Here is a 21770-nt window from a genome sequence, read left to right as displayed (position 1 = left end):
TCACCCGAAAGGCCGCACGCCAATCAGCCATCCGTGCAAAGCGAACGCGAAGACGGCCCATAGGACAAGACCGCCAACGACGACTTTGACGTCGGCGGCGGGCGTACCGGCGGCGTATCGAACACCAGCGTCATGATCGCGACGACGCCAGACGATCCATCCCGCGACGGCCCAAATCAAAAAGGCACCGAAGAGAACGATGTCGTGCAGGGTTCCGTTTGCGAGCAGATGACCGATTGCCCATAAGGCGATGCCCGCGTACATCGGGTGCCCTACTGCGCGCTTGACGTGATTGCCGGGGACATACGCCGCTGCAATGAGGATGAACGCCACGGCGACGAACAACGCAGCGACATGACGGGCCCCCTCGGGAGGCGCCCAAACGAAAAGGGGGGAGCGCCTCGCCATTCCGTAACCCCAGATGATCAGCACGAGGCCGACCAACGACGCAACGGAGTAAAGGCCTTTCCAGCGACGCTCGCCGACGCGTACGAACTGCGCCTGCCGCCAACGCTCGGCAACGAGGCGCACCGAGTGCAAACCGAGAAATACGATCAGCCCAAGAATCAGCATGCTCATGTTGAATCTCCTTTGGCGTCGTGATCGTCTTTAAGGCGAAGTGTCTCCTTGGCCGATACCGATCGTTCTGCCAGGTAAGACTCACGGCGCTGCGGCGATAACCTCAGCCATTGCCGCAGTCAGCTTCTTCGCGTACGGCACATGAAGAAACTCGTTTGGCCCGTGCGCGTTCGATTTGGGTCCAAGCACTCCGCAGACCGCGAATTGGGACTTGGGAAACCCGGCCTGCAAAACGTTCATGAGCGGAATCGTTCCGCCTTGTCCGATGAATGCGCAGCCAGCCCCAAAGTGCGCCTGCGAAGCGTACTGCAACGCCTCGGCGAGCCAAGGCGCGAGTTCGGGGGCGTTCCAGCCGTTTGCGGCGCTGGCCTCAGGCTTGAACGTGACCTTGGCGTTATAGGGTGGATCGAGCTCGAGCAACGCCTTCAGGTCCGCGACGGCACGCGCTGCATCGACGAGGGGGGGGAGGCGCAGTGACAGCTTGAACGCCGTGCGCGGACGCAGGACATTACCCGCGCTTTCGAGCGACGGCAGACCGTGAGCGCCAGTGAGTGCGAGAGACGGCCGCCAAGTCGAGTTGAGCAATGCTTCGCGTGGATCGGTCGTGACGGGCAATACCGGTTTGCCGTCTTGCCCGCAGGCCCATGGGGTGGACTTCCAAACGTCATTGCCAAGAATACGCGCGGTGGCCTCGGCTTCGCGGAGCCGGCTGCTGGGAATCGAACAATGAAAGCCGGCCGGCAGCAAGTTGCCCGTCGCGGAATCCTCGAGGCGCTCGATGAGCTGGCGCATGATACGAAAGCTCGACGGCGCGATGCCGCCAAACGAGCCAGAATGCACGCCCTCTTCTAGTACCTCGACTTCGAGCGAGCCTGCCACGAGACCACGCAGCGAAGTCGTGAGCCATAGCTGGTCATAGTTCCCTGCGCCCGAATCGAGGCAGACGACGAGCCCTACGTCGCCAAGCCGATCGCGGAGCGCATCGACGTACGGAAGCAGGTCATAGCTGCCCGACTCTTCGCAGGTCTCGATCAAGCCGACGCAACGCGGGCGTTCGATTCCCTGCGCATCGAGCGCAGCTAGTGCGCACAGGCTTGCATAGATGGCGTAGCCGTCGTCGGCGCCGCCGCGACCGTAGAGTTTGCCGTCCTCGTACTTTGGCTGCCACGGACCGAGATCGCTGCGCCAGCCTTCGAATTCGGGCTGCTTATCGAGGTGTCCATACAGCACGATCGACTGTGTGCTGCCGGAGCGCGTGGCCGGCGTTTCGAAAAAGATGACCGGTGTGCGGCCTGGCAGCCTGACAATCTCGAGCTTGAGCCCCCGTACGCGCTGCTGCTCGGCCCAGCGGGCGGCATCCGCAACGACGCGTTCGAGGTAGCCGTGTTCGGCCCATTGTGCGTCGAACGCGGGGCTTTTGGCGGGGATAGCGATGTAGTCAGTCAAGGCAGGAACAATTTCGTCGTTCCATTTGCTGTTGACGAACGTAGTGAGCGCGTCGCGATCGAGTTGCGGTTGTGCCGCATTGGCTGCAGTCATGGCGTTTTGGAGGGTGAACCAAAGGGCACATGATAGTGCCTGGGCTCGATTTGCGCTAACACGATGGCCGCCTGCGCAAAAGCGGTAAATACGCGACAATGTGACGCACCAATAGTGGAGCGCTCCGTTATGGTTGTCGGAACGTTAGACGAAATCGTTTTGCAGGCGGTTGAAGTGTTGGCCGCGGTGGTACTTTATTTCCTGCCGGCGCTGGTCGCGGACCGTCGCAAGCGCCACGATTTGTTGACACTCGCCCTTTTTAACGCGTGTCTTGGCTGGACGGTGGTCGGCTGGATTATCGCTCTGTGTTGGGCGTTAATGGCGAATCCGGCGAGGGATATTGCAGTTGACGTTGTACGCAAACGTCGCGTGGTGAGCATGCATGCGTTTTCAAAGGCGCTCACAACGCGCATCGAAAGACGTGTCGACCGCCGTTAGCGCTTTAGCGCTTACGGCGGTCCCATGCAAAGCAGTCGACCGCCGTTACCCTTTAGCGCTTACGGCAGTCCCATGCAAAGCGCTCGACCGCCGTTAGCCCTTTCGTACTTACGGCGTCCCAACTTCCCCTAATCCCCGCGAGCCCGTGTGCCCCAAGCCGCGGCCCAAGTGCGCGAGTCCAGCAGGTATGGAGCGCGGTTGCCGCGCGAGTGCGTCCTGTAAAAACCTTTCTTGCCGCAACTCGCCATGCTCATCGAACCACTGGCACAGCAGCCAATCTCCCCCTTCGTCCGCGCCAACGTGGGTAACGGTCATGCGAGCGCCTCCGGTTTTCAGCGTCACTACATCACCTGCACTAAAGTATTCCCGCCGATCCGAGATTCCCTGAAGCATATCCGCTCCGTTTTAAGCATTGATTTCATATTGCCAGCGCATGCGCATACTGGCGAGCCGAAAACAAATTGAAAAAACAACTGGCGCTAGCCTTCTCAATAATCATCGTGGACACGCAGAGACTAACAATAGAATCCTTACTCGACAAGACACTTCAGCGATGCACTGCAGCAAGCACGCGGGCTCTACGCAACCGCAGCATAAAGGCAGGTGGCGATCACGCCCGACACTCGTATGTGATTGGCACCAGGCGCCTGCGCAGATCATTGCGCGTGAGCGTCTTGCCAGATGGCAATTCGATATGCTTCAACGCCTAATCGTTGCAGATTGCCTTACATTGACTTTGATGCAGATCAATTAATTAGCAGCAATCATTAGCGGCGAATTCAAGAAACGCATAGTTCAAAATCAGATTACCCAGAACGCCTTTTTTTAAGCGATAGCTTGTCAAGCCAACCGAGCGATTCGGTGCTCAGCGTTCTGCATCCGTTCCCCCCTCCGCGCGCAGGTGGTGCAAAGCACGACTCGACGCCACGATGATCAGCTTCATCGTCGCCCGCGTCGCGCCGACGAAGAGCTTGCGTGCAGCACGCTCGTCGAATTCATCGAAATCGACCTCAGTCAGGATGACGCAAGGTGCCGATTGCCCCTTGAAGCGGTAGATCGACTCGAGCAACACGTCGCCCTCGCGATATTCGGGATTGCCGAACAAATCGTATTTGCCGGTGAAGCCTTTTATCCGATGCGGGCCGAGGTGCTCGACAGGCGCCAATACCGAACCCTCGCGGCCGCGAAACGAAAGCACGGCAATGTCCTGCTTGCGAAAGCCCAGGGAAAGCGCCTGAGTAATAGCGCGCTTGGTAGCCTCGATGACGGCGTCTTGCCGAGTCTCCTCGTAGGCAGTAAAGCCGATCTGCGAGCCATCGAATGGACTGCCCGCTGCGAGCGCAGCAGCATGCGGCACCGCAGCACCCACCTTGTCGCGCACAAAATCGAGAATGTCACGCGAACTGCGGTAGTTCGTCATTTCGGTCAGGACTGCCCAGCCTGGCAAGGCAAGCGGCTCACGCATGTAAAGGTTCTGCAACGGATCCTCGAGCCACCACCATGCTCCGTTGGGCCGCACAAGGCGACCAAGGGCATCGACCCATGGCTGCTGGAAGTCCTGGCCTTCGTCGACGATGACCACGTCGAAGCGCCAATGTTCGGGGATCGGCGCCTCGGCGAACGTCGTTTCTAGCCGTGAGAACGCATCAGGCGCCTGGAAATCGACCCTGTGCCCGACGTCTCTCCCCACCCAATCGCAGAGCTGATGATAGTTGGCGACTTTGACGCCCGGCGGCGCAACGCGGCCGATGTGATCGGCAAGCGGACGATTGAAACAAACGTACAGCGCGCGCTTGCCGACAGCCGCCGCATCTTTCATCACCTGTACAGCCAACTGCGTCTTGCCGCAGCCCGCCGTGCCGACTACCCGCAACCGAAACGGCGTGAATTCCAGCCGTCGCGCCCATGTAGCAAGCCCGCCCGACAAGCGCGTGACGAGCGTGCCCGCTTGACCGACCAGGGCGCTTGCATCGGGCGTAAGAGCGAGTTCGTCGGAAAGAAAGTGATGTATCTTCGGCGCGCACGGCAAACATGGCTCATTGGCGGGCAGCGCCTCCAGAATGCTGGAAACGAGTTGCTCCTTGCGAGTCGCATCGATGACGCGCTCCGGGGCGACGCCGGCAATCGCCCCGTTTTTCACGACATAGTCAGGGCAGAAAAGCAGCGCTTCGATACAGTACGTCCCGGCGCCGAATGCCGCGGTAAAACGGCGGTGCATACGCTCCACGGTCCGCGCCAGTTCGATCGAGACGTTCCGTTCTGTTTGCAGATAGACCTTGACGAGGCCTTTCGGCGTTTCGCGCAAAAAACCCGCCTTCTGTTCGATCAGCATGACGCGGCCCGCGGGGCTGACGATGACGAAATCCACCTCCCCGAACACGGAAAACGCACCGTTCTGACGCGTCCAGTGCACGCCGTGATAAACGATGTAGCCTTGCGGAAGCGACGTTTCGAAAAGGGTCAACGTCTCTCGCTCGCGCTCAGCCGCGCCGGTTGCGGCCAAATGTTTCCAGTCGTCGGGAATGAGGCGGGCCATGTCGGTCGAGTTCCTCGCGGTCGGATTTTTCGATTCGGCGTATTGTACTAACCCACATGTCATCGCCGCCTCGCCGCGGCAAGCATCTTTGGAGGCGGTCAAATGTTGAAGATTTGGGGACGAGCCAATTCGGCCAACGTGCAAAAGGTACTCTGGTGCTGCGACGAACTCGGGCTTCCCTTCGAGCGCATCGACGCCGGCATGCAATTCGGCCGAGTCAACGATCCCGAATATCTCGAGCTCAATCCGAACGGGCAGGTTCCCACGCTTGTCGATGGCGCGTACGTTCTGTGGGAATCCAATTCGATTCTGCGTTACCTTGCAATGCAATACGGCGCATCGAGCACGCTCTACCCCGCTGAGCCCCAATTGCGCGCAAGCGTCGATCGTTGGCTCGACTGGTGCCTCGCGGCGCTACAGCCGACGGAGCGTCCCGTGTTCGTCAGCCTCGTGCGAACCAGTCCCGAGCAACGCGATGCGACGGCACTTGCGGCCAATCTGGATACGCTCGTGAAGCGCTGGAAACTGCTTGATACGCACTTGCAGGGCCGCTTTCATCTCGCGGACGACAAGTTCACGATCGCGGACATTGCGCTCGGTACGTTTGCAAAGCGTTGGTTCGGATTGGTTGGCATCGAACGCCCCTCGATGCCAAGCCTCGAACGCTGGTACCAACGGGTGAGTCAACGTTCGCCGTTCAAGAAATACATCGACCATCCGCTGACCTGATCCACCTTACAAGGCGGCGTTGGCAGCGCCTAGCCCGCTTTGCGCCGCTCGATCGCACGCTGCAGCAGCGCGTCGATCAGCGGCAGTTGCACAGGCTTCGTCAAATGCATGTCGAAGCCGCGCGAAAGAGAGCGTTCCACATCGCTAGCTTGCCCGAAGCCCGTCATTGCGGCGAAAAGCGCGTTAGAGAGCGCATGCGTCTTTTTCAGTTGTTGCAGGACGGTGAAGCCGTCCGCGCCCGGCATCGCGATATCGAGCAAGGCAAGGTCGACGGTACCGGTGTGCGCGGCTCGGGCGAGCGCCCCCTCGCCGCCATAAGCGACATGAACGCAATGGCCTTTCATGCGCAAAAGCATTGCCATGCTGTCGGCTGAGTCGGAGTTGTCGTCGACGATCAGAATCACGAGCCCTGCTCGCGTGCCCACGCTTTCAGCAAGCCGCCCTACGCCGCCATCGCCTGCGGAGCCGTCAGCGGCGGCAATCGGCGGGCGTGCGGCGAGCCCCAAGCCCCATCCTGTCCCGTCGCCCGTCGCGGCAAGCGCGCCCTTTCCGTTTACGCCCAAGCCGTCGTCACCCTGCATCGAAAGCGCGTGACTTTCTTGTACGGATTCGGCAGACATCTGCAAGTGCTCCCTGGGCGGGGCAGCTAGCGCAGCAGGTGGGACGGGCTGAGCGTCCCAAGCGGGGTCCGGTTGCATAAACAGCAGCGACTTGTAAGGAAGCGGGCGGCATCGAATGCCGAGCACGCGCATTCGCAAGCACGGCTTATGCCCAATTCCGACGCAATCGGCTCGACACTCCCGCAAACCTCGAAGGTTGACCTAACCTCTCATTATGGTTCTAGCACGAGGCTGCCGTCCGGTCGCCCCGAGTAGATCGAGAACATCCCGGACGTCTAAGGTCAGAAGTAGTTTTTGGCATACATGCCTTGCAAAAACTACCTTTTGATACCGATCGTAAGAGCACGCCCATGCAAGGTTGGCGAGAAGCGCCGTACGGCCGGCCGCAGCCGCCGTGGATCAACTCGCCGCTCGCTCGCCTACGGCGTCGGCCAGCAGCGCGATCAAGCGCTCGGGCTGCGCAGGCTTTCTCATGAAATGCTGAAAACCCTCACCGATACTGCGCAGCCGATAGGCCTCGTCGGTGTGCCCCGTTATCGCGACAGCCACCGCGGGCGCGCGGTTGCTCCGAATCTCGTCGTCGCGCAACCGCTGAATCAGATAGAAACCGTCCATGGCAGGCAGATCGAGGTCGCAGATGACCGCGTCCGGCGTTCTGCTCAGTACCGCTTCGACCCCCTCCTCCGCGTCGCGGGCTGCCACGACACGCGCTCCCTCCGCTTCCAGCATCATCGTCAATGATTCCCTGCTGGAGGGCTCGTCATCGACCACGACGACCGTCACTCGTTCCAGTCTCTGTGCTCCGTTCATACCTATTTATTGAACCGTCTATGCGGCGCTCTTCAAGTGTGGGGCTTGGCTTCAGTTGTCAGCCCGGGGCGGGCGGCGCAGTTTAATTGCGCCAGAACTGTGCCCGGAGCACGACAACCACCTGAGTACCGCGCGGACGATACCACGCGCACAGCGAGTGCCAGCGAATGTCGTTGCCGGCAATGTTGGCTTTCCCACGCAGCGGCAAAAGCGACCCACGACGTGAGTACCTACGTCGAAACAATAGCGAACGATTGTGCTCGGTGAACTGAGGTTTTTGATAGCACTCGGGCGGTTGGGGCGGCTGGCGCGACATGACCTCCGAACCCTGATCGAGCGGATCTTTGGATGGACTACCGATAAGGGTTTAATGGGCACGGGGCCGGTTCAGCGGCCCTGCTGCCTCGGGCGTCAGGCCAGCAAGAGGCCGAGTTCCCGCGCCGCATCCCTCAGTACGGGCAGGAAGCGGCTTTCCATTTCCTCCACGGAAACGCGCGCGGCCTGAGCGCCGATATTCAAGGCGGCGACGACGCGGCCGTCCGGCGATTCGATCGGCACAGCGATCGAACGCAAGCCGATTTCAAGCTCCTGATCCGTGATCGCATAGCCGCTCCGACGTACCGATCCGAGCACTTCGCGCAGCCCCTCGCGTGAAACGATCGTGCGCGGCGTGTGCTGAATCAGCTTCACCCTTTCCAGATAGGCGTCGAGCTCATCGCCCGGAACGTGCGACAGCAGCACACGGCCCATTGACGTGCAATACGCGGGTAACCGGCTGCCCACATGCAGATCGATCGTCATGATGCGCGACGTGAAGGTGCGCGCAATGTACCGAATTTCGTCACCGTCGAGAATCGCCACCGAAGTCGACTCGTTCAGCGCGTTGCTGATGTGGCGCAGCACGGGTTGCGCGGCGTTTGCGAGCGGCGTTGAGGCCAGGTAGGCATGCCCGAGCGCCAGGACGCGCGGGCGCAGCGAAAAATTGCGGCCGTCCTCGGCGCAAACGAACCCGAGTTTGCCGAGTGTATGCAAGCAGCGCCGTACCGCAGCGCGCGGAATTCCAGTACGCTGGCTGATCTGCGAAATCGTCAGTACCCGGCGTTGCGGCGAAAATGCCTGAATGACAGCCAACCCCCTCGCCAGCGATGTCATGAAATCCGGATCCGACTTCGGTGGTGGGAGCGCAATCGAGCCGGTCTCGGCGCTGGCCGGTGTGGCGGCTTGACTCGTCTGAAGAGGCTCGTTCATCCATCATCTCCTGCGACAATACGTTGTTATTTGGCGATACGTTCGCTAATCGAACGCACTTTACCCGCAATTCTCCAGAGGCGTTCGCCGTCGTTCGATTACCGAACAGTATTTCGATAATCGGCATTGATGTTTGTCCTCGGCGGCTCTAAATTCGACCCCGAAGGACATCGACAAACGCGCAAACCGAGCGCGACTGAGACACCACCATGATCGACAAAACCACTTCGTCGCCCGAAGAAGCCGTAGCCGGCATCTTCGATGGCGCCACCGTCATGATCGGCGGCTTCGGAACGGCAGGACAGCCGGCCGAGTTAATCGACGCTCTGATCACGCAAGGTGCTAAAGACCTTACGGTCGTTTGCAACAACGCCGGTAACGGCGACCTCGGACTCGCTGCGCTGCTCAAGGCGCGGCGCGTCCGAAAAATTGTCTGTTCGTTCCCGCGGCAGGCCGATTCGCATGTGTTCGACGCACTTTATCGCGCAGGCGAGATCGAACTCGAACTCGTACCGCAAGGCAACATCGCCGCCCGCATCCAGGCGGCCGGCGCGGGGCTCGGCGCGATTTTCACGCCGACCGGCTACGGCACGCTGCTCGCCGAAGGCAAGGAGACACGCGAGATCGACGGCAAGCATTACGTGCTCGAATATCCGATCAAGGCCGACTTCGCGCTGATCAAGGCCCACCGTGGCGATCGCTGGGGTAATCTCGTCTATCGCAAAGCGGCGCGCAATTTTGGTCCGATCATGGCCATGGCCGCCTCGGTCACCATCGCGCAGGTCAGCGACATCGTGCCGCTCGGCGAGCTCGATCCCGAGGCCATTGTGACCCCGGGCATCTTTGTCCAACGCGTCGTCGCCGTGCCCGGCAAGACGGCGCTCGCCGCGTAAGGAGCGCAACATGAACAAGTGGACCCGCGACGACATGGCGCGACGCGTTGCACAAGACATCCCCGAGGGGGCCTACGTCAACCTCGGTATCGGATTGCCGACGAAGGTCGCGAACTTCCTGCCGAAGGACCGCGAAATCTTCTTGCAAAGCGAGAACGGCCTGCTTGGCATGGGCCCCGCGCCCGCGCCCGGCGAGGAAGATCCTGAACTGGTCAACGCCGGCAAGGAGCCCGTCACCCTGCTCGACGGCGGCAGCTTTTTCCATCATGGCGATTCGTTCGCGATGATGCGCGGCGGCCACCTCGACATTTGCGTGCTCGGCGCGTTTCAGGTTTCCGTGCGCGGCGATCTTGCCAATTGGCACACCGGCGCGCCTGACTCGATTCCGGCAGTCGGCGGCGCAATGGACCTCGCAATCGGTGCGAAGCAAGTGTTCGTCATGACCGACCATGTGACCAAGCAGGGCGAGTGCAAGCTCGTCGAACACTGCACCTACCCCCTCACCGGCGTTGCGTGCGTCAGCCGCATTTATACCGACCTTGCTGTGATCGATATCACGCCTCGCGGCCTCGAAGTGATCGACATGGTCGATGGATTGACTTTCAAAGAACTGCAAGACTTGACGCCCGTCCCGCTGATCCAGGCGAGTGCGGCAGCAAAGGCCTGACAACGAGGAGCCGACGCAATGGAAGAAGCTTATATCTGCGATGCGGTGCGCACACCCTTTGGTCGCTATGGCGGCGCTTTGTCGACCGTGCGTGCCGACGATCTCGGCGCCCTGCCGATCAAGGCGCTCATCGAGCGCAATAGCGGCGTCGATTGGGGCGCGCTCAACGACGTGATCTACGGCTGCGCGAATCAAGCGGGCGAAGACAATCGCAACGTCGCACGCATGTCGTCCCTGTTGGCAGGGCTGCCCGTAGCGGTGCCCGGCTGCACGGTCAATCGACTGTGCGGCTCAGGGCTTGACGCCCTGGGTACCGCAGCGCGCGCAATCAAGGCGGGCGAGACGAGCCTGATGATCGCGGGCGGTGTTGAAAGCATGAGCCGCGCGCCGTTCGTCATGGGCAAGGCGGATACCGCCTTCAGTCGCACGATGAAGATGGAGGACACAACGATCGGCTGGCGTTTCGTGAATCCGCTGATGAAGGCGATGTACGGCGTCGATTCGATGCCGGAAACCGCAGAAAACGTGGCCGCCGATTTTGCTGTCAGCCGCGCCGACCAAGATGCGTTCGCATTGCGCAGTCAGTCGCTTGCAGCCGCGGCGCAGGAAGCCGGTCGATTCGACGACGAATTGATCCCTGTCAGTATCGCGCAAAAGAAGGGCGATCCCGTCGTCGTCAGCAAGGACGAACATCCGCGTGCCACCTCTTTGGAAGCGCTCGCCAAGCTGAAGGCGATCGTGCGCCCCGACGGCACTGTCACCGCGGGCAACTCGTCGGGGGTCAACGATGGCTCGTGCGCCCTGCTGCTCGCCGATGAGCGCAGCGCTGCGCGCTACGGGTTGAAGCCGCGCGCACGCGTCGTGGCGATGGCGACATCCGGCATTGCGCCGCGCATCATGGGTTTCGGGCCTGCACAAGCGGTACGCAATGTGCTCGATCGTGCGCGACTGACGCTCGATCAGATGGACGTGATCGAGCTGAACGAAGCATTCGCCGCGCAAGCGCTTGCGGTGACGCGCAGCCTGGGGCTCGCCGACAACGACGCCCGCGTGAACCCGAACGGCGGCGCCATTGCAATCGGCCACCCGCTCGGCGCCTCGGGCGCGCGGCTGGCGACGACGGCCGTGTACCAGCTTGCGCGCACGGGCGGTCGTTATGCGCTGTGCTCCATGTGCATCGGCGTCGGGCAAGGTATCGCTGTCATCATCGAGCGCGTTTGATGTGCCGAAGCCGCGTCGACGGGGCTCAGCGCGGCTTCCCTTCCCCGCCTTCCTTGCTTTCCCCGCTGTAGGCCCGCGGGGCAGCATGCCCCTCTGACGGGCCGACAAGCCCCATCAAGCGCGCCAGCGCCGGCCACTTGGCGAGCGCGTCCTCGTAGGCGAGGCGCGCCTGTTCGTCGAGGTAGCGGCCTGGGTCGAGCTCGGGAACATGCTGGGCGAGCCCGACGATATCGTTCGCAGGCGCGCTTCGCGGTGCGCTATAGAGATCGGTCATTTCTGCTCCAACCAAATGCCGTCCGGCGTTTTCACGGCGTAGCCGCTCGCCGTCTTCATCACGACCGTCCCTTCGTTTTCGCCGACCATCTGCGTCTCGGGCAATCCGGCCGCGTACTGGGAAAGTGCGACGCCAGGCTTGAAGGGGCTGTTCGAGACAAGGTTCGATAAGAGCTGCGCTAACGCAAGAAAACTCGTAGGAGTACTGATCACCGTCGTCGTTCCGTGATCGGCGGGCAAACCGACAAGACGCACCCCCACTGGTCCATGGATGATGCGTGGAGACGGAACCTCGCGCAGTCCTGCAACCTGATCGTTGTCTCCGCGAAGCGCGGCGCCATGCTCGGGCACGACGACGATCGCGGCGCGTCGGCTCGATTTGGCGACCATGTCGGCGAATGCGTCGATCTCGTTCATCAGCGTGTTGACGCGCTGCGGATACGATTCGACGCTCGTCAGGCGCTCGTTGCCAACGAGCCGATTGCCGTCATGCAGGCTGATCGTGTTGTAGTAGAGCGCAACGGGCCCAGGCGTTTCGGCGCGATTGGCGTACCAGCCTGCAAGCGTCGCGTAGTCGTCGCGCACGGGTGATCCGTCGAAAGCGTGCATGGCAACGCGCGCGTTGTCGTTCGAAACAATCCGCGTGCCGGGCACCCCGATATTTTCTTTCACGATATGCAAGAAGTTATCGAACTGTCCGTCGTGATTGAACAGTATCTGTGGCGTGTACCCCGCCTGCGCCAGTTCCGAGAGCAAATAGCATGGCTTCGGAGCGTCCTTGTACAAATCCGCGTGGGATTCCTGGCCGCAGCTCGCGCGCAGCACCCGAATCGCTGCCGGGCCGCTATAGCTCGAGGCCGAGCTGAAGTTCGAAAAGAGGTAATCGAAGTGGCTCAGCATCGGATTGTCGCGCGCCTTCGATACATCGAGGTCATCCCACGAAAGCGAGCATATGTGCAGAACAATGATGTCGAACTGCGCATTTGGGTCGGCTGCGAGATGACCGAACGTCACCTCACGCTGCGCTTCGCGCGTGCGAAACGCAGCCAGTGCAGCGTTATGGTCGATCGGTGCGTCGGCGAATGTGCTTCGTGCGCCCGTGCCGGCGCCAACTTGTGGCGGCGTCAGAGCGAGGCCGATCGAATTCCAGAGCGGCCATGCGATCAATGCAAGCACCACAAATGTGGCGACGCGAAGCCATCGGTTTACAACGAAATAAAGCGCGACTGCGACGGCGGCGAGTGCGAGCAGCGCAGGCGGCACGAAACGCGGCAAAATCTCGAGCCAGTATCGCAAGGAAAAAGACTCGAGAGCCGAAAACGTTTCGACGAGGCGTGAAAGCGGAGGTACCTTCGCCTCGTGGTAGAGAAGCGGAATGCCGATGGCCAAGCCGACGATGTGCCTTGCAATGCGCAGAGCGCGATGTCTTATCGGGCTCGTAAGCGCGAGTGCTAGCGCAAACGAAATGTTGGCCATCCACAGCGGGTTCAGATGGCCCGCCCCATAAAGGCACAGCTTGAAGATGAAATACAGGTTCCACAGGGTCATGAAAGCCGCTCCTCGTTAAGACTCTGCACAACGCGGGTGGCGCGGCTCATCGCTCGTGCGTCCGGTCGAGCGCGAGCAACCCGATCAATGTCCGCGCAACGCCCCTCACGAGGCGCAGGTAACCTTGGATGCCCAGTAGCATCACGCTCTTGAGCCCCATTAGCGCGCCGCTTTCGGTCATCTCAGCACGCCAGTCGAGCCAAGCGTCGGCGCGGCCGAACGTGCATTGCACGAGTTGCCGTTCCTCGTCGAGCGTCAGTGCTTCCAATTGCAGGCCAACGCGACGGCCCACCTGACGGCTCACGCGCACGGGGAAATGAAACAAACGGTCTCCGCGGCTTAGAGAGATGTCGAGGGTGTCTCCCGGGGTAAAGGCGGGATCGTCGCTCGGCAGTTCGATGCCGAGGCCGCCCGTCGAATAGTCGCTCGTCATGCACGCGAGCGTCGTGCCATCGCGCAGGAGCAACGTCGCCGGCACACGCATGGCGACTCTGTGAGTAACGCGCACCTGCTTCGCCTCACTGGCGACGCTCAGCGCCGCGCCGAGCAAGATCAGGTTGTAAGCAGTCCAAACGATATTGAGGATGACGGTTTGCGCTTCGTCGGCCGGCCCCAAGAAAAGCCGATAGCCTCCCGCTACGAAAGCAGCACCGTTCAGCACAAACAACACGAGATAGGGCTTTGAGACGCTCCAGTCCAAAAAGCTTTCGTCGATGCGTCCGCCCTTATCAGTCACATTGAATTTACCGTGCTTCGGGCTCAGGAAAGCGATCGTGGTGGGCACAGCAACGTACCAGGCAAGCACCGATTCATACACTTCGGCCCAGAATGAATGCCTGAATTTACCCTGTATCCGCGCGTTGGCCATGTCGGAGAGCACGAGATAAGGCAGCACGAAGCTCGCGAGGGCCATCGCCGACGCATTGATGAAGTAGATCTGAAAGAAGAGATACGCGATGGGCGTCACGAGAAACACAAGCCGCGGCACGCCATGGAAGAAATGCAGCATCGCATTGCCGTAGCAAAGCCGCTGGAAGAACTTAAGGCCTCGACCCAGAAACGGATTGTCGATGCGAAAGATCTGGGCCATGCCACGCGCCCAGCGCGTGCGCTGCTTGATATGGCCGGCGAGTGACTCGGTCGCGAGGCCGGCCGCCTGGATCGTCGGCAAATAGGCCGTTGTATAGCCGCGCCGATGCAACCTGAGCGCGGTATGCGCGTCCTCGGTCACCGTCTCTATGGCGATGCCGCCGATCTCCTCGAGGGGCACTCGCTTGATGATTGCGCACGAGCCGCAGAAGAACGACGCGTTCCAAAGATCGTTGCCGGCCTGCACGAGCCCATAGAACAACATGCCCTCGTTCGGCACGCGGCGGAAAGTGCCGAGATTGCGCTCGAATGGATCGGGCGAGAAAAAATGATGTGGGGTTTGCACCATGGCGCAATTCGGGTCGCGCTGAAAGGTGCCCATCGTCGTTTGCAAAAATGAGCGAGTCGGTACATGGTCGCAATCGAAGATCGCAATGTAGTCGCCCTGCGTGCGCGGCAACGCACAGTTGATGTTGCCAGCCTTGGCGTGGCGATTGTCGTCGCGCGTCAGATAGCCGACGCCCGCTGCGCGAGCGAACGCAACGAAGTCCGGACGTCGCCCGTCGTCGAGCACGTAGACGCGTAGCTTGTCGACTGGCCAGTCGATGCCCTGCGCCGCGAACACAGCAGGACGCACAACCGAAAGCGGCTCGTTATAGGTCGGGATGTAGATGTCGACCGTAGGCCAGTCGCGGGGATCGGGAGGCAGTTCGGCGATCGTGCGATTAAGCGGCCAGGCAGTCTGCACGAAACCGAGCGTAAGAATCACCCAGGTGTACATCTCTGCCCCGACTAGCGTGTAGCCGACGATCGATTCCGCCGAGGTGCGAAAGTCGAGCGTTTGCGTCATGCGCCACCACACGTAGCGTGCCATTGCAAGCAACGACAGCGTGGCCAGCATGAGTACCGGCAAACGGCCGGGCAAACGACGCACGATCAGTGCAAACACGAGCGTCGCCACAAAAAACGCCCATTGGCCGTCGGGCTGCAACGGCGTGAGTCCCACGCCTACCCAGAGCACAAGACCTGCACCTGCAAGCAAAAGCAACAGCCAGCGAACGTGGCCGAGCCGGACGGTGCCGCGCTCGATCCCGTCGCCCCATCGCTGCCACGGCAGGCGTGCGATCGGTGCATCAATGCGCTTCCCAATCGCATGCATCAACAGCGTTACGTGCATAACCCGTGTCTGCAGCCGTTTCAGCACTTCTCGCGTGCGCGAGACGTCCGTACGTTGTTGAGACCGCGCTGGCCTCACAAACGCACGCAACATCCAGGCACGCCAATCGTACGGATCGAGTACACCCCATTCCAGTGCCAGCCTCTGCTGCGCCGCATGCGCCCAGCGCAGCGCGAAATCGGGCTTGCCCTCGGGAACAGGCTTGAAGACGAGACGCACGAACCAGTCGAGTGCCGATCCTTGCGCAGGCACGCCGATGCCTCCCGCAATCCAGCGCACAAAGCGGATTCGCCAGTTTCGTGGACGACGATCAGCCGACTGTTCCATCGTCTTCACCTCATAGCTTGCCCGGCGCTCGCAACGCGCTTATCGAGCCATGTATCGAGCCAACCAGCCAGTCCTTGCAGGTCATGCGAGGCCTGCGAGTGCGGCGCGTCGTCAAACAACCAACTGCCGCGCGCAAACGCATCGGGCATCGCCGCATCGAAATGGACGCGCTCAGCAAGCGCATCGGCGTCGTTCGCGGCTACGCGCAGCATGGCGAGCGCATCGCACTGCATGTCTCGGGTGGGGTTCAGCCGGTTGACGACGATCTTGATGTGCGCCCCCGTCGCCTTCAGCGCCGACAGCCTTCGAATGAACGTTGCGCAGGCGCCCGGCTCCGGTGGCGTCACGCACAGTGCCAGGTCTGCGCAATCGACAGCCTGCTCGGCTTGCAATGAGGGATAGCGTGGCGTATCGATCAACACCACACCGTCCGGCGGCAAATCGAGCCGCGCGAGCGCGCGGGCGAGCCATCGGGGCTCTGCGGCCAGCTGGCCTTCCGCTGCGGTGCGCTCTGCTGCGGCGAGTTCGCCATACGGGGCGAACAGTACGCCATCGCCATTGCGCCACGTCGGCGCTTCCCAAACATCGGCTTGGCCGGCGATTGCATGGCCGAGTCCGTTTGGCGCAAACGCATCGAGTCCCAGGTGTGCACCGAGCAGGTTCTGCGGGTCCAGGTCAAGGGCCACGACGGTCCTGTTGCGGCGCGCGAGCAGGACAGCAAGCGCGGCGGCTATCGTGGTCCGTCCAGCGCCTCCCGTCGTCGACACGACAGCAATCGTCCTCATGATTGGGCCTCGATGTCGTTTTTTTTGGGCCGCACCAAGAGGCGCCCGCTCAGCACGACGGCCTCGATCTCGCACGGCACTGTGTCGCGCGGGAGGAAACCGCGTGCGAGTCGCAAGCCGCGGCGCGTGCGACTCACACGCTGTCGCACAATCCAGATAGGGATGGCCAACACAAAGCCGGCCGCAAATGAAATAAGCAGGAAGGTCGCCACGTCACTTCTCCTCGGTCTCGCGTAACGGCATGGAGCAAGGCTCCACATGGCGTCGATCCCGCGGCGAGCGCGAAATCGCCATGCGCAATTCGTCCCGGTGCGCGTGGTTGTCGTCATGTCCCCCGCTTGCGAGTGCTCGCTCCACAGCCCTCAGTTGCACTTCGATTTCAGTCACCGTGAGCCCCTTCGACGGCTGCGGCAGGGCCTCGGCAAAGGGGAACTGCTGCGCCCGTACCTCGTTTCGAACCTGTGCTTCTTCGCCGGCATTCGTCGGCGAGCGCGTAGGGGCCTCGGCGAAAAGGTCACTAAAGTCGGCAGCTGGAGCTCGCCGATTTGCCTCAGCCAACGCTTGCGTTTCGCGTTCGATCGTCTCGCCCGCAAGAAAGACGACATCGTCGGACCAACGCGTGACCTGTGCCTCGAAGATGCCTGCAAGCGCCGCCGGAGCATCCGGCATGCGGCACGCAAAGAGGAACACGAACACGTGGCCTGCGTCCGACGTAAACACATCGCCCGTTCGGCGAGGCACGCAGTGGCGCAGCACATCGACATGTGCCACCTCCGGCAACAGCGTCAGCTTGGCCAGCACATGCGGCAGTTGAAGCAACCGGCAGCGTCGAAGCACATCGAGCACGTGCGAGCAAAACGCGTCGGTGGGCAGATAGCCGCGCACGGCATCGGCCAATGAGGCAGCGAGCGACGCCCTGTAATCCTCCGCGATCGGTCGTGTATCGACTTGGCCTTGCAGCGAACGCAGCAGTGATTGCAAACGAGAAAACGGCAAGTCGCGGGCGACCACCAAGTTGGCGCCGACGCTCAATAGCAACAGCTCGTACTGATGTCGCAACACCTGTCCACGCTCCACGACGACGATCTTCAGCGCGCGTCCCGATCGCCGCCTCAATCCGTGCACGGCCGCGCAAAGCGGCTCGAGGCGGAAGCCATCCGTATAGTCGAGCAGCACCGTGGCGGCAATCGCGCCGTTGCACGCGGCGAGCACTGCGTCGAGGTTGTCGACGACCTCCCATTCATCAGGCCTCCACGCCTCGTTGGAGACGACGGCGCGCGTCGCGATAACGCGCTCGTCATCGTGCGCGAGCTTGACCGATGCCGTCTTCGCCCCCTGTGTCTCAGGCGTAGCCGTCAGGCGTCCGTCGTCCGTAACGCGCAGCGAATGAACTTCGCCCGTGACGAGCGTATGGTCCACTCGCCAAAAGTCGCATTGCCAAAGCAACTCCCCATGCGCACGGCGAAGATGCGCAACGCCTGCACAGGCGCTGTGAAAGGCTCTGCGGCCCTCGCCGCCCAAATCGTCGGCAAATCGATCTTCAAATTTGATGGCGTCATCGTCGGGCCCGGCCGGATCGCCAGGCTTGGGGCGCATCAGGAGCACACACGTGATCTTGCGCGCCGCACACCAATCGGCGAGCCACTGCCCTTCGCGCCCCAACGCCACGGGATCGTTCCAACTGAACCAGCGATCAGCGCCCTCGATGACATACAGCGCGTGGAAGCGAAAGCCAAAGCGCTTGAGCGCGCGCAATGCGCCGATGAGCCGCGCAAACGGCGGCACGTGCGCGTCGCGTTGCGCAGCGACGTCGAATTCATCGGGTATGCCCGGATCGGCAGGCAGCCTGAAAGACACTGACACTGGCATCGCAAGCACATTCAGATTGCGCGGCCAGCCAGGCGCGGCAAGGCCCGGCGCAAATCCCAAATCGCGCAGTTGGTCTGCGGTCTCCTCATGCGTACGAGCCAGTACGACCGTCACGTAGCGCGTGCGCGCTTCCCGTGCGCTTTGCCAAATCAGCGCCTCGCATGGCCCGCGCAGCCTCGAATACACGACAAAGAGGCCGCCTGGCGTCAGGCGGGTGAGTTCATCGGGCAGCGCTTCAATGCCTAGCCGGCTCGGCTCCCCGCGGTTCGACCCGAGCATCGCGCTTGCCGCTGCGCGCAGACGAGCGGCGAGCCCCCGGTCGGCTGGACCTTGATCAAAGCGATTAGAGGCAGCACTCACTGACGTCTCTCCCCATCCATGTGCTTCGGCGCTAGCAGTTCGAGTAAAGCCGTACGGGTGTCGGCGAAAGTCGGTTGTCTTCCTTGCGCGCATCCAACGAGTAGCGCAAATAAATCATTGCCGAACTCGGCGCGTAGTCGTGCGAGCGATCGATATCGACGCGTACCCCCACGACCCAACGAGAATTGAACCGGTATTGCACGACGCCGCTCACGCCGTACGAAAAGCCAATGCCGCTCGATCCGCCGCGGTAGACCAGGCTCGATAGCGTTTGCGCGGACGCTGCGTTCATCCCGCTCGGCAAACCGGTCGGGAAATACGGCGAGTCCTTTTCGTAGGCGCTTGATATGCCGACCGTCGTCGTGAGATCCCAAGTCAATCCACCTCGCCGGCCGCTCCACTCGAGCGGAATTCCCAACGAAACGTATCGCTGCGGGCTGTAGTAGCCGCCTTGGCCGTAGGAGTAGTAGCGCAAGTTGTCGGTGTAGTGCCAAAGGTTACCGACGAGACCCGTGCTCAGCTGCATGTTCGCTCGCTCGTAGACGGGCGTCATGTAGCCCGTGCGCAACGTGAACGCCTGATTGCGCGCAACATGAACGCCTGTCAACGTTCCGGCGCCGAAGTCCGAAAAAAAACTGCCGCGCCCGATATCGATACTCGTATGCCAATCGATTCCGTCGCGCCGCACACCGCCCCAAACCGCATTGGTCCACGGGTCACGCAACCCTGCGTAGGACAAGACGCTAGTTGTCTCGGGGCGCCGAGAGGCGCTGATCGAAAAGCTCGCTGGTCCAACATCGAACCGGTAGCGCACGCCGCCGACAAGGTAATGCACGGGGAACCCGACCGGCGTCGAGCCCAAATCGAACCTCCATGCATCGGACACGTAGCCCACGCCGCCTCCGACGCCATCGGCATGCTGATCGAGAACTTTCGCCGCCGGCCTCGCCATGTCGGACGCCCATGCGGAATATGTGCCAAACGTCTGCAATGCGTAGCTCGGAGGGCTCGTCGGCGCGAGGGAGCCCGCATCGAGGCGCGCCACGTCCAGGTGAAGAAAAAAGTGCCCGTCGTAGCGATACGGCATTTGAACGTAAACCGGCACCTGCTGAGCTCGGTATTGCGATATGCCGGCGTCTCCCGACTTGTAGGCCGGCATCCAGCCTGCTTCAACTTGCGGATTGCGACGCTGCTCGAGATCGGCGAGTGCTGCTTGTGCAGGTGTGCCCTCGAGCGGGCGAACGTCCCCGGACGCGCGCTCCTGCGTCAACGACTCGCGATAGAGCGCTGCAGCCTGCTCGTACCGCCCCAGATCCTCGGCGAGCCGCCCCTCCTGGATCGTCACGTCTGGCCGGTCCGGAAATGCCGAGCGCAAAGGCGACATCACCTCCATCGCCTCACTCGTTTGGCGCAGCGCCGCAAGCCTGCGCGCCGCGGACAAACGCACGTCGACATCTTCCGGCGATACCTCAGCAAGCACGCTCCGGACAAGCTTGAGCGCCTCGGCGCGAGATCCGCTTTCCTGGAGCACGCGCGCAAGCGCAAGCTGCGCATCGGGATCGTCAGGCGTGCGTGCGAGCACGACCGCCAAGGCTGCACGTGCCGCCGCATAGCGTCCTGCGGTGCGCTCGACGTCGGCGAGTTCGAGCGCATACCGCTTATCGAGCCTGCCGGCAGGACTCACTTGATCGAGCAACCGTTGAGCACGCTCGACATCATGCGCCTCGAGTGCCGCATCGGTTTCGCGCAGCGCGAGACGCAGCGCCTCGTCTTCGAGTCGCGCCCGCTGTGCTTCGCTCATTCGATCGGCTTCGTCGCGCAGTTGCCGAAGCCATGCGTCAAGCTCGTCGTTGCGCCCGGCGCTGCCAAGGAGGTCGCCATAGCGCAATCGCACATCGACGTCTGCTTCCTGCGGGTGTGCCGACATCCATTCGCGCATCAGGGCAAGGCCGCGCTCGGCTTGTCCCCAATCAATCCAAAGGGCTCCGACCGACGCCGTCAGGTAGGCATCGTCGGAACCGAGTTCGCGTGCCCTCTCGAGCGCCTCCCCCGCCGCCTCGGGCGCATTGCCCGCGAAAGCCCGCCGTGCAGCGGTCAGTTCTTGCTGAGCGTCGAGCCGGCGTGCAAACGCGCGCATGCCATCCGTGCGTACATCGAGCGGGATCTGGGCCAGCACGGCTTGTGCGCCCGCAACGTCATCGATCGAGTTTCGATAGAGCGCACTCGCGTACCGCATCTCGGGTGACGCCGACACTGCGACGCCCTCGTCCATCACGGCCCTCCCGAGTTGTGCCATCCCGAGGTCGCGATAGAGCCTAGCCAGGGCGAACCGGGTCCACGGCGCATCGGGTGCAAGGCGCAACGCCGTTTCATAGCGCTGTGCCGCGGGTCCAATCTTGCCGTCGTCCGCTAGCTGCTGCGCTTCGCTTGCAAGCCGGTTAGCTCGCAGTTGCGCAAGCTGCGCCCGCTCGCCCGATTCACGAAAACGCATCTGCAACGCATCGAGCAACGGATCGATTTCGTCGGCGCGCCCCGTGGCCTGCAAAAGTGTCTGCATGCCGTTCACCGCATCGATACTCGGCTCGCGCTGCGCCAGCAACGCGCGCAAGAGCGGCTCCGCAGTCGTCCAATTGCGTTGGGCTAGCAAGGCATCCGCAAGCAGCAGTTTGGCCTGCGGATTGGCCGCGTCCATCGACAGCGCCGCGCGCGCCGCACGTTCGGCATCCGGCGCACGGCCCGCCGCGGCTGCCTCGCGGCCTTGCGCTATCGTGCCCCAAAGCTCCGCTGTGCGAGCGAGGGCCACCCATTTCCCGCGATCGTCGGACGCCAGCCCTGCCGCGCGCTGGAACAGTCCACGCGCCTCGGCATGCCGAGCCTCGCGCAAACGCACGAGACCCAGCCCGCCCACCGCGTCGGCATTCGTCCCACGGACTTGCACAGCTCGCGACAACAACGTATCGGCGGCCGTGAGATCGCCGCGTGACAATGCGCGCAAGCCCTGCTGCTGAGCGATGTATCCGGGATCTCGCTCGAGCTCCTTGCGCGCTTCGATTGCAGCGTTG

Annotated in this window: 19 protein-coding genes; 6 read left to right on the top strand and 13 right to left on the bottom strand. The window is 62.1% G+C overall.

Going from position 1 to position 21770, the window contains the following annotated elements:
- Both VL598_RS11580 and VL598_RS11575 read right to left on the bottom strand, forming a co-directional pair.
- Entirely contained in the window at positions 1–579 is a 579-nt protein-coding gene (locus VL598_RS11580; protein WP_325326858.1) for an NnrU family protein, read from the bottom strand.
- A gap of 81 nt (positions 580–660) precedes the next feature.
- On the bottom strand, positions 661–2118 hold the full coding sequence (locus VL598_RS11575; protein ID WP_325326857.1) for a M20/M25/M40 family metallo-hydrolase: 1458 nt from the start codon (positions 2116–2118) through the stop codon (positions 661–663).
- 129 nt (positions 2119–2247) lie between these two features.
- Here VL598_RS11575 and VL598_RS11570 point away from each other — a divergent pair, with 129 nt between their 5' ends.
- Positions 2248–2556, top strand: a complete 309-nt coding sequence (locus tag VL598_RS11570) for a superinfection immunity protein (RefSeq protein WP_414718705.1) — start codon at positions 2248–2250, stop codon at positions 2554–2556.
- A gap of 108 nt (positions 2557–2664) precedes the next feature.
- Here VL598_RS11570 and VL598_RS11565 read toward each other — a convergent pair whose 3' ends face one another.
- A complete protein-coding gene (locus VL598_RS11565) occupies positions 2665–2898 on the bottom strand; it encodes a YodC family protein (RefSeq protein ID WP_325326865.1) in 234 nt (77 codons plus the stop codon).
- Between VL598_RS11565 and VL598_RS11560 the strand changes: the two genes are divergently transcribed.
- Positions 2803–3021, top strand: coding sequence for a hypothetical protein (locus VL598_RS11560; RefSeq protein WP_325326867.1), 219 nt, complete (start codon positions 2803–2805; stop codon positions 3019–3021). The genes VL598_RS11565 and VL598_RS11560 overlap by 96 nt on opposite strands.
- Before the next feature lie 400 nt (positions 3022–3421).
- Here VL598_RS11560 and VL598_RS11555 read toward each other — a convergent pair whose 3' ends face one another.
- Positions 3422–5092, bottom strand: a complete 1671-nt coding sequence (locus VL598_RS11555) for an ATP-binding domain-containing protein (protein ID WP_325326855.1) — start codon at positions 5090–5092, stop codon at positions 3422–3424.
- A gap of 102 nt (positions 5093–5194) precedes the next feature.
- Here VL598_RS11555 and VL598_RS11550 point away from each other — a divergent pair, with 102 nt between their 5' ends.
- A complete protein-coding gene (locus tag VL598_RS11550; protein ID WP_325326854.1) occupies positions 5195–5821 on the top strand; it encodes a glutathione S-transferase family protein in 627 nt (208 codons plus the stop codon).
- 29 nt (positions 5822–5850) lie between these two features.
- Here VL598_RS11550 and VL598_RS11545 read toward each other — a convergent pair whose 3' ends face one another.
- The 3 genes from VL598_RS11545 to VL598_RS11535 form a co-directional block, all read right to left on the bottom strand.
- Entirely contained in the window at positions 5851–6441 is a 591-nt protein-coding gene (locus VL598_RS11545) for a response regulator (protein ID WP_325326853.1), read from the bottom strand.
- A 399-nt stretch (positions 6442–6840) separates the two neighbouring features.
- Positions 6841–7251: a response regulator gene (locus VL598_RS11540; RefSeq protein WP_325326852.1), complete on the bottom strand. Its 411-nt coding sequence runs from the start codon at positions 7249–7251 to the stop codon at positions 6841–6843.
- Between the two features lie 411 nt (positions 7252–7662).
- Complete coding sequence (locus VL598_RS11535) at positions 7663–8499, bottom strand: IclR family transcriptional regulator domain-containing protein (RefSeq protein ID WP_414718704.1); 837 nt, start codon at positions 8497–8499, stop codon at positions 7663–7665.
- A gap of 209 nt (positions 8500–8708) precedes the next feature.
- On the opposite strand from VL598_RS11535, the gene VL598_RS11530 reads away from it, so the two are divergent.
- From VL598_RS11530 to pcaF, 3 genes are read left to right on the top strand one after another with little or no spacing between them, the layout of a single operon-like run.
- Positions 8709–9392, top strand: a complete 684-nt coding sequence (locus tag VL598_RS11530; RefSeq protein WP_325326851.1) for a 3-oxoacid CoA-transferase subunit A — start codon at positions 8709–8711, stop codon at positions 9390–9392.
- Between the two features lie 10 nt (positions 9393–9402).
- The gene (locus VL598_RS11525) at positions 9403–10059 is read left to right on the top strand and encodes a 3-oxoacid CoA-transferase subunit B (protein WP_325326850.1); all 657 of its coding nucleotides are present in this window, start codon (positions 9403–9405) and stop codon (positions 10057–10059) included.
- 18 nt (positions 10060–10077) lie between these two features.
- Positions 10078–11280: a 3-oxoadipyl-CoA thiolase gene (gene pcaF, locus VL598_RS11520; protein ID WP_325326849.1), complete on the top strand. Its 1203-nt coding sequence runs from the start codon at positions 10078–10080 to the stop codon at positions 11278–11280.
- Positions 11281–11305: 25 nt separating this feature from the next.
- Here the strand turns inward: pcaF and VL598_RS11515 are convergent, their stop codons facing one another.
- From VL598_RS11515 to VL598_RS11490, 6 genes are all read right to left on the bottom strand, one after another.
- Positions 11306–11554 (bottom strand): hypothetical protein, encoded by a 249-nt coding sequence (locus tag VL598_RS11515; RefSeq protein WP_325326866.1) that lies wholly within the window; start codon positions 11552–11554, stop codon positions 11306–11308.
- On the bottom strand, positions 11551–13101 hold the full coding sequence (bcsG, locus tag VL598_RS11510) for a cellulose biosynthesis protein BcsG (protein ID WP_325326848.1): 1551 nt from the start codon (positions 13099–13101) through the stop codon (positions 11551–11553). The genes VL598_RS11515 and bcsG overlap by 4 nt, the downstream gene beginning before the upstream one ends.
- A 46-nt stretch (positions 13102–13147) precedes the next feature.
- On the bottom strand, positions 13148–15694 hold the full coding sequence (gene bcsA, locus VL598_RS11505; RefSeq protein WP_325326847.1) for a UDP-forming cellulose synthase catalytic subunit: 2547 nt from the start codon (positions 15692–15694) through the stop codon (positions 13148–13150).
- A 5-nt stretch (positions 15695–15699) separates the two neighbouring features.
- Positions 15700–16479, bottom strand: coding sequence for a cellulose biosynthesis protein BcsQ (bcsQ, locus tag VL598_RS11500; protein ID WP_325326846.1), 780 nt, complete (start codon positions 16477–16479; stop codon positions 15700–15702).
- A 213-nt stretch (positions 16480–16692) separates the two neighbouring features.
- Complete coding sequence (bcsE, locus tag VL598_RS11495) at positions 16693–18708, bottom strand: cellulose biosynthesis protein BcsE (RefSeq protein WP_325326845.1); 2016 nt, start codon at positions 18706–18708, stop codon at positions 16693–16695.
- A 31-nt stretch (positions 18709–18739) separates the two neighbouring features.
- On the bottom strand, positions 18740–21770 hold a 3031-nt coding region (locus VL598_RS11490; protein ID WP_325326844.1), incomplete at its 5' end, for a cellulose biosynthesis protein BcsC.

Origin of the sequence: Trinickia sp., assembly GCF_035492435.1 — a bacterium.
Classification (GTDB): Bacteria; Pseudomonadota; Gammaproteobacteria; order Burkholderiales; family Burkholderiaceae; genus Trinickia.
The sequence above is the reverse complement of the archived record's forward strand: the minus strand, read 5'-3'. Positions and strand labels throughout refer to the sequence as shown.

What these genes read in the sequence shown, in the direction of transcription:
- bcsA (WP_325326847.1), bottom strand. Translation starts at nt 15,694, where the DNA reads ATGGAACAGTCGGCTGATCGTCGTCCACGAAACTGGCGAATCCGCTTT.
- VL598_RS11550 (WP_325326854.1), top strand. Translation starts at nt 5,195, where the DNA reads ATGTTGAAGATTTGGGGACGAGCCAATTCGGCCAACGTGCAAAAGGTA.
- VL598_RS11570 (WP_414718705.1), top strand. Translation starts at nt 2,248, where the DNA reads ATGGTTGTCGGAACGTTAGACGAAATCGTTTTGCAGGCGGTTGAAGTG.
- VL598_RS11555 (WP_325326855.1), bottom strand. Translation starts at nt 5,092, where the DNA reads ATGGCCCGCCTCATTCCCGACGACTGGAAACATTTGGCCGCAACCGGC.
- VL598_RS11525 (WP_325326850.1), top strand. Translation starts at nt 9,403, where the DNA reads ATGAACAAGTGGACCCGCGACGACATGGCGCGACGCGTTGCACAAGAC.
- VL598_RS11540 (WP_325326852.1), bottom strand. Translation starts at nt 7,251, where the DNA reads ATGAACGGAGCACAGAGACTGGAACGAGTGACGGTCGTCGTGGTCGAT.
- pcaF (WP_325326849.1), top strand. Translation starts at nt 10,078, where the DNA reads ATGGAAGAAGCTTATATCTGCGATGCGGTGCGCACACCCTTTGGTCGC.
- bcsQ (WP_325326846.1), bottom strand. Translation starts at nt 16,479, where the DNA reads ATGAGGACGATTGCTGTCGTGTCGACGACGGGAGGCGCTGGACGGACC.
- VL598_RS11515 (WP_325326866.1), bottom strand. Translation starts at nt 11,554, where the DNA reads ATGACCGATCTCTATAGCGCACCGCGAAGCGCGCCTGCGAACGATATC.
- VL598_RS11575 (WP_325326857.1), bottom strand. Translation starts at nt 2,118, where the DNA reads ATGACTGCAGCCAATGCGGCACAACCGCAACTCGATCGCGACGCGCTC.
- VL598_RS11560 (WP_325326867.1), top strand. Translation starts at nt 2,803, where the DNA reads ATGCTCATCGAACCACTGGCACAGCAGCCAATCTCCCCCTTCGTCCGC.
- VL598_RS11580 (WP_325326858.1), bottom strand. Translation starts at nt 579, where the DNA reads ATGAGCATGCTGATTCTTGGGCTGATCGTATTTCTCGGTTTGCACTCG.
- VL598_RS11535 (WP_414718704.1), bottom strand. Translation starts at nt 8,499, where the DNA reads ATGAACGAGCCTCTTCAGACGAGTCAAGCCGCCACACCGGCCAGCGCC.
- VL598_RS11545 (WP_325326853.1), bottom strand. Translation starts at nt 6,441, where the DNA reads ATGTCTGCCGAATCCGTACAAGAAAGTCACGCGCTTTCGATGCAGGGT.
- bcsG (WP_325326848.1), bottom strand. Translation starts at nt 13,101, where the DNA reads ATGACCCTGTGGAACCTGTATTTCATCTTCAAGCTGTGCCTTTATGGG.
- VL598_RS11530 (WP_325326851.1), top strand. Translation starts at nt 8,709, where the DNA reads ATGATCGACAAAACCACTTCGTCGCCCGAAGAAGCCGTAGCCGGCATC.